The 6,710-nt window shown below is 71.2% G+C and carries 6 protein-coding genes; 2 read left to right on the top strand and 4 right to left on the bottom strand.

Annotation, left to right across the window (positions count from 1 at the left end; genetic code table 11):
- The coding region (locus KDM41_16450) for a DNRLRE domain-containing protein (GenBank protein MCB1185020.1) at positions 1-1,120 on the top strand (1,120 nt) is incomplete at its 5' end.
- A gap of 79 nt (positions 1,121-1,199) precedes the next feature.
- Here the strand turns inward: KDM41_16450 and KDM41_16445 are convergent.
- Entirely contained in the window at positions 1,200-1,754 is a 555-nt protein-coding gene (locus tag KDM41_16445) for a hypothetical protein (protein MCB1185019.1), read from the bottom strand.
- Between the two features lie 267 nt (positions 1,755-2,021).
- Between KDM41_16445 and KDM41_16440 the strand changes: the two genes are divergently transcribed.
- On the top strand, positions 2,022-3,530 hold the full coding sequence (locus KDM41_16440; GenBank protein ID MCB1185018.1) for a sodium/solute symporter: 1,509 nt from the start codon (positions 2,022-2,024) through the stop codon (positions 3,528-3,530).
- Positions 3,531-3,547: 17 nt separating this feature from the next.
- Here KDM41_16440 and recQ read toward each other — a convergent pair whose 3' ends face one another.
- From recQ to KDM41_16425, 3 genes are all read right to left on the bottom strand, one after another.
- The gene (gene recQ / locus KDM41_16435; GenBank protein MCB1185017.1) at positions 3,548-5,449 is read right to left on the bottom strand and encodes a DNA helicase RecQ; all 1,902 of its coding nucleotides are present in this window, start codon (positions 5,447-5,449) and stop codon (positions 3,548-3,550) included.
- A 168-nt stretch (positions 5,450-5,617) separates the two neighbouring features.
- Entirely contained in the window at positions 5,618-6,025 is a 408-nt protein-coding gene (locus KDM41_16430) for a hemerythrin family protein (protein ID MCB1185016.1), read from the bottom strand.
- 67 nt (positions 6,026-6,092) lie between these two features.
- Positions 6,093-6,710: hypothetical protein (locus KDM41_16425; GenBank protein MCB1185015.1), on the bottom strand; the 618-nt coding region annotated here is incomplete at its 5' end.

The following is a 6,710-nucleotide window of genomic DNA, read 5'->3' as shown; positions in this document are numbered from 1 at the left end:
CTACACCTTCGGCTTCGCGAACGACGACGCCCTGTGGACGCCCGGCGAGGAGAGCCTGCCGCTGACGGTGGCCTTCCTCGTGGACGACGGCGTCGCGGTGGCCTTCACCGCCCGCATCGGGGCGGGGCTGCCGGCGAACGCGGGTCTCATCGCCGGCATGGTGTTCGCCGACTACGACGGCGACGGCGTGCGCGACGAGGGCGAGGAGGGGGTGCCCGGCGCCGTGATCGAGCTGCGCCACGACCAGCGCGAGATGCTCGCCCGCACCGTGACCGCGGCCGACGGCCGCTACCGTTTCGGCGGTCTCGTGGCCGGCGCCTACACCGTGACCCTGGCGCCGCAGCCGCTGCTGGCGCCGACCGGCGATCCGGTCCTGCACGTGCTGCTGACGACGACGGCCGACGGCGTGTCGCGCTTCGAGGAGGCCGACTTCGGCGCCCTGTGGGCCCCGGGCGACAGCCTCGGCGGCAACGCCGTGGCCGACGCCACCGTGCGCGCCGACGTCGACAGCCGGCGCAACGACAACTACGGCGCCGATCCGTTCCTCGCCGTGGGCACCGGGCGCGAAGGCCCCTCGAGCCCGGACCGCATCCGCGGCTATGTGCGCTTCGAGGTGCCGGTCTTCTTCCGCGAGATCTCCGCGGCCCATCTCGAGCTGACCATCGCGGCGTTCCGCGACGGGGTCGACCAGACCTACGAGCTGTCGGTGCACCGGGTGCTGCCCACCGAGGGGCGCACGCCGTGGATCGAGGGCAACGGCTCCGAGGTCACGCCCGCGCCGCCCGGCGTGGAGTGGGTCGACGCGGCCGCAGGCATCGCCTGGACGGGCGCCGCCGACGGCGGCGACGCCAACAACCAGACCCAGCCCGAGTTCGCGGCCGACGCGTCGGCGAGCCTCACGCTGGTCCAGGCCGACCACGCCGTGGGCGACGTGATCCGCATCGACGTGACGGACCTGGTGCGCGGCTGGATCAACGGCGACTACCCCAACGAGGGACTCGTGCTGCGCGACACCGGTCCGGGCGGGTTCCGGCAGCTGTGGTTCGGCGCGCGCGACGGCCTGCTGCGCGGCTACCAGGACGACCGCGTGCAGCCGGGGCCGCGGCTGGTGTTCGAGTAGGATCGCACTTCGTCGGAGAACGGGAGAGGGGCCGGCTCATGCCGGCCCCTCCTTCTGTCCCGCGGTGTCGCGAGGGGCGTCAGGGCGTGGTCGTGTTGAACGTGATGTTGAAGGCGCCGTTGGTGACGGAGCGGGTGGCCGGGGTCTCGCCACCGGTGGCCATGAGGGTGAACTGGAAGGTGCCGGCGATGGCCGTGCTCGTGAGCGACGTGACGGTGATGCTGCCGCTGCCGACCCCGCCGCCGGCGGCCCAGGTCTCGCCGGACAGATTGCCGAGGTTGGCCGACGCGGTCGAGGTGGCGCCCATGGTGTAGGTGCCGGTGCCCGTGGCGACGAAGCCGAAACCGATGGCCTCGTTGCCGCCGGTCGAGGAGCCGCCCACGGCGACGATGCCCCCCTGGTTGAGCGCCGTCACCACGGCCGCGGACCAGGACGAGCCGTCGATGGTGGCGGTCATGGTGCCGTTGCTGACGCCGCCGCCACCACCGCCACCGCCGCCGCCGCCGGGGGCGGCGGGGTTGTCGTCGTCGCCGCAGCCGGCGACGGCGAAGAGGGCCAGCAGGGCGAGCAGCAGCATGTGAGCGGGTCGGGATGCGGACCGGAGCCGGGTCCGCGCGGGCGCGAGAGTCGTCATGATTATCCCCCAGGGCTTGATGGTGGTTGGAGATGCGCCTGCACGGCGATGACGGGCAGGGACGGGTCGCGCCGTGAAGCGGGAATACCGGATGGATTCCCTCCGCAAACAGACTAGAGCACCGGGGCCCGGGTGACAACCCCTCCGCTCGGGGGAGGCCGGACGCGCCCGGGCGTGGTACCATCGCTCGGTCCGCCTGCCGTCGCGAGAACCCGGGAGACCGCCGTGCTCGACATCCTGATCATCCTGGCCTACTTCGTCGTGATCATGGCCATCGGCGTGTTCTCCCGCGTGCGGGGCGAGACCACCGCCGAGGAGTACTTCATCTCGAACCGCTCCCTGCGCTGGCCCCAGATCGCGCTCTCGACCGTCGCCACCAATATCCACGCCGGCCACTTCCTGGGCGCGGCCGGCTCGGCCTACCTCTACGGGCTGGCCCAGGCCAACCTGGAGATCAACGCGGTCTTCGGCATCCTGCTCGCCGCGTTCGTCTTCGTGCCGCTCTACCTGCGCATGCGCGTCATGACCATCACCCAGTTCTTCGAGGCGCGCTTCGGCCCGCGGGTGGCCACGGCGTACTCGGTGCTGACGATGGTGCTCTACGGCTTCCTCTACCTGGGCACGACCCTCTTCTGGGGCGCCTACGCCGTGAACGCCCTCTTCCCGGCGCAGATCCTGTGGCTGGGGCCCGATCCGGCCCTGCGCGTGGCGCTGATGATGGTGGTGCTGGGCGTGTTCTCGGCCACCTACACCTGGCTGGGCGGCCTGCGGGCCGTGGTGCGCACCGACGCGGTGCAGTTCGTGCTGCTGGTGGGCGGCGGCTGCGTGCTGCTCTTCGTCGCGCTGGAGCGGCTGGGAGGCTGGGGCGCCCTCTACGAGCACACCGACCTGATGCACCTGCACCTGCCGGCCGACCACCCGAAGCTGCCCTGGACGGCCATCGGGGCCATGCTGCTGCTGAACCTGAACTACTGGGGGAGCAACCAGATCATCCTGCAGCGGGCCCTCGCCGCGCGCTCCATGCGCGACGCCCAGGTGGGGCTGCTCGCGGCCGGCGTGCTCAAGTACGTCACGGCGCTGCTGATCGTCGTGCCGGCCATCGCCCTGGCGGGCCTGCTGCGTGACCACCCCCTGTCCGACCCGGACCAGGCCTACCCGACGCTGGTGAACATGCTGCTGCCGGCGGGGCTGCGCGGGCTCGTGCTGTGCGGCCTGTTCGCGTCGCTGATGAGCTCGGTCGACTCGATCTTCAACTCGGTGTCGACCCTGTGGTCGGTCGACATCTACCGGCGCCGCCTGCGGCCGGACGCCACCGACGCCCAGGTGGTGGCCATGGGCCGGCGCGCCATCGTGGTCACGCTCCTGGCCGGCCTCCTTTTCGGCTTCGTGCAGGTGTACGTCAAGTTCAACGACCCGCAGTTCGCGCTCACCCACTGGTTCAACGACATGAGCTACTACATCAAGGTGGGCTTCGTGATCCTGATCGTCGCGGCGGTGTTCCTCGTGCGCGCGCGACCGAACCTGGTGCTCGGCATGATGTTCGCGGCGGTGGGGATCAAGCTGGCGCTGGAACGGATCCTGCCCGGAGTGGCCTACTTCAACATCACGGCCCTGACGATCCTCACGGGGCTGTCCGTGGTGGCCGCCGTGTCGTGGCGCGACCACCGCCGCCTGGTGCGCGGGCGCGAGATCTGGCACGTGGAGGACCGGCAGGTGGGCGGGTTCGGCGTGCTGCTGCTGCTGTCGCTGGTGGCGATCCAGGTGGGCTTCCACTAGGGCGGCCGCGCCCGGCGTCAGGGCCCATCGACGAAGGGGATGCGCACGGGCTCGGCGGGGCCGTCGCCGCCGGCGTTGCGGATCACGCCGAGGAAGGCCTCGCCGAAGCGCTCGAGCTTCGCCTCGCCGACGCCGCTGAGCTGCAGCAGGGCCTCGGCGCTTTCCGGACGGTGCACGACCATGGCCGCCAGGGTCTTGTCGTGAAAGATGACGTAGGGGGGCACGCCGTTCTCCTCGGCCAGCCGCAGGCGCAGCTCGCGCAGCTCGTCGAAGAGGGCCTGGTTCGCGGGCGTGTTCAGCTCGTCGTTGTCCACCAGCGAGGCCACCGAGGCCGACTTCTTCCGCTTGCGGGCCCCGCCGCCGCCGCCGGGTCCGGCCCGGTCGAGGGTCTCCCGGCGCAGGAAGAGCGTCTCGTCGCCCTTGAGCACGGGTCGTGCCCGCTCGGTGAGCACCAGGCCGCCGTAGCCCTCCGGGTCGGTGGTGAGCAGGCCGCGGGCCGTCATCTGGCGCAGGATCGAACGCCACTGCCAGGGCTCGTGCTCGGTGCCCACGCCCCAGGTGCTCAGTTTGTCGTGGCCGAACTTCCGCACCCGCTCGTTCTCCGAACCCCGCAGCACCTCGATGATGTGCACCGCGCCGAAGCGCTGGCCGGTGCGGATGATGCACGACAGCGCCTTCTGCGCCGCCACGGTGGCGTCGAAGGTCTCGACCGGCTCGAGGCAGCCGTCGCAGTTGCCGCAGGGCTCGGGCAGGTGCTCGTCGAAGTAGTCGAGCAGCACCTGGCGCCGGCAGCCCACGACCTCGCAGTAGCCGAGCATGGCGTCGAGCTTCTGGCTCTCGAGGCGCCGGTGCATCTCGTCGGCGTCCGAGTTCTCGGCGAGCTTGCGCAGCATGATCACGTCCTGCAGGCCGTACACCATCCAGGCGGTGGCGGGCAGGCCGTCGCGGCCGGCGCGGCCGGTCTCCTGGTAGTAGGCCTCGATGCTCTTGGGCAGGTCGAGGTGGGCGACGAAGCGCACGTCCGGCTTGTCGATGCCCATGCCGAAGGCGATGGTCGCCACGACGATGACGCCGTCCTCGGTGAGGAAGCGGTGCTGGTGGTGCTCGCGCAGCTCGGCCGAGAGGCCGGCGTGGTAGGGCAGGGCCGTGTAGCCCTTGCCGACCAGGAAGGCCGCCACCTGCTCGGTGCGCTTGCGCGACAGGCAGTAGACGATGCCCGCGTCGCCGTCGTGGTGCTCGCGCAGGAAGGCCAGCAGCTGGCGGCGCTCGTCGTCCTTGGGACGCACCAGGTAGCGGATGTTGGGACGGTCGAAGCCCGAGACGAAGACGGCCTCGCGGGGGATCGCCAGCTTGTCGACGATCTCCTGGCGGGTCCGCTCGTCCGCGGTGGCGGTGCAGGCGAGCAGGGGCACCGCGGGCCAGCGCTCGCGCAGGACGTCAAGCTGCAGGTACTCCGGGCGGAAATCGTGTCCCCAGCGGGAGATGCAGTGGGCCTCGTCGATGGCCAGGAGGGCCAGGTCGCAGCCGTCGAGCAGGGCCAGGGTGCGCTCCTGCAGGAGGCGCTCGGGCGCCACATAGAGGAGGTCGAGTTCGCCGGTGCGCACCTGGCGCTCCACGCGGGCCGCTTCGTCGGCGGGCAGGGTCGAGTTGAGGAAGGCCGCGCGCACGCCCACCTGGCGCAGGGCGCCCACCTGGTCCTGCATCAGCGCGATCAGGGGTGAGACCACGATGCCGGTGCCGGGCCGCAGCAGGGCGGGCACCTGGTAGCACACCGACTTGCCGCCTCCGGTGGGCATGAGCACGAGGCTGCTGCCGCCGGCCAGCGTGTGGTCGATGATCTCCTGCTGGCGTCCGCGGAAGGCGTCGTAGCCGAACACGCGCGACAGGACGTCGAGGGGCGATGCGAAACGGTCGGCCATGGCTCCGTCCAGGCTGGGGTGCGGGTCAGGGAGGCAGTATAGGCGAGGCGGCGGGCGATGTCACGGGCGCCGGCCGGTGACGACGCCCTGCAGGAAGGGGGCCGAACAAAAAAAGAGCCCCGGCCACGCCCGGCCGGGGCTCCGCGCGGGGTTGCGAGGAGGGGGACCTCAGACGCCCGCGTTCTGCTTCGCCCACACGCCGTAGTCCTTGTCGGACTTCTGGATGTGGTTGCGGACCCAGTCGCGCAGGAAGCCCATCAGCTTCACGCTGATCATGGCCTTGCCCGCGTCGTAGTCCGCCTTGAAGGCCGTGACCTGCTTCAGCAGCTCCTGGTGCTCGCGCTTCTGCTTGTCCAGGTGCAGGTAGCCGACCTTCTGCATCCAGCGCTCCTCCGAGGCGAAGTGCGTCTGGGTGTAGCGGGCCAGCTCGCCGAACACCTTGTCCATCTCGTCCTTGGCCTTGCCGGACTTCATGGCGTCGTTCAGTTCGTTGACCAGGCCGACGAGCTTCTTGTGCTCGGCGTCCATCTCGGGGACTTCCACGCTCAGGCTCGCATTCCAATCCAGCAGTGCCATCGTCGTCTCCTTTGCGGTTCACGTCCGGCCGCGGCCGGCGGGTGGGGGGCGTGCGCCCCGTGGTCGCTCAGATCTCGATCTTCTCGCCGACCTCGTGCCCGAAGTCGGTGAACGCATCGTCCAGTTCGTGGTCCTCGAGCAGGACCAGCTCGTCGCCGGACGGGACGGCCTCGGGTCGGGGCCGGGCCGGGCCCACCGCCTGCGGCGCCGGGACTGAGACGGGCGCCGCCGCCGGATGGTCCCGGCGGAAGCGGCCGCGCAGGCCGTCCAGCACGCCGGGCCCGTCGCCGGCGGCGTCGATACCGGCCACGTCCGTGTCCAGGCGCCGCACCACGCTGCGGAACTGCCCCGCCTGGGTGCTCAACTCGTGGCACGCCGACGCGGTCTGCTCGGTGGTGGCGGCGTTGGCCTGCACGATCTGGTCGAGGCTGGCCAGGCCCTCGTTGATCTGCCGGATGCCCTCGGACTGCTTGCCGGTGGCCTCGGCCACGTCGCGGGTCAGGCCCTCCATGCGGTCGATGCCGGTGATGACCTCCTCGAGGGTGGCGACGAAGGCCTCGGAGGCCGTCACGCCCCTGTCGGCATTGCGGACGGCCTGGGTGATCAGGTTCGCCGTGGACTGGGCGGCCTCGGCGCTGCGGCCGGCGAGGTTGCGCACCTCGTCGGCGACGACGGCGAAGCCCTT

The organism is bacterium, assembly GCA_020440705.1.
Classification (GTDB): domain Bacteria; phylum Krumholzibacteriota; class Krumholzibacteriia; order LZORAL124-64-63; family LZORAL124-64-63; genus JAGRNP01.
Note: the sequence above shows the minus strand (reverse complement) of the source record. Positions and strands in the feature narration are given on the sequence as shown.

Bases quoted from the DNA above. Each gene is read 5' to 3' on its own strand.
- KDM41_16430 (MCB1185016.1), bottom strand. From the start codon at position 6,025: ATGGCACTGCTGGATTGGAATGCGAGCCTGAGCGTGGAAGTCCCCGAG.
- KDM41_16445 (MCB1185019.1), bottom strand. From the start codon at position 1,754: ATGACGACTCTCGCGCCCGCGCGGACCCGGCTCCGGTCCGCATCCCGA.
- KDM41_16440 (MCB1185018.1), top strand. From the start codon at position 2,022: ATGGCCATCGGCGTGTTCTCCCGCGTGCGGGGCGAGACCACCGCCGAG.
- recQ (MCB1185017.1), bottom strand. From the start codon at position 5,449: ATGGCCGACCGTTTCGCATCGCCCCTCGACGTCCTGTCGCGCGTGTTC.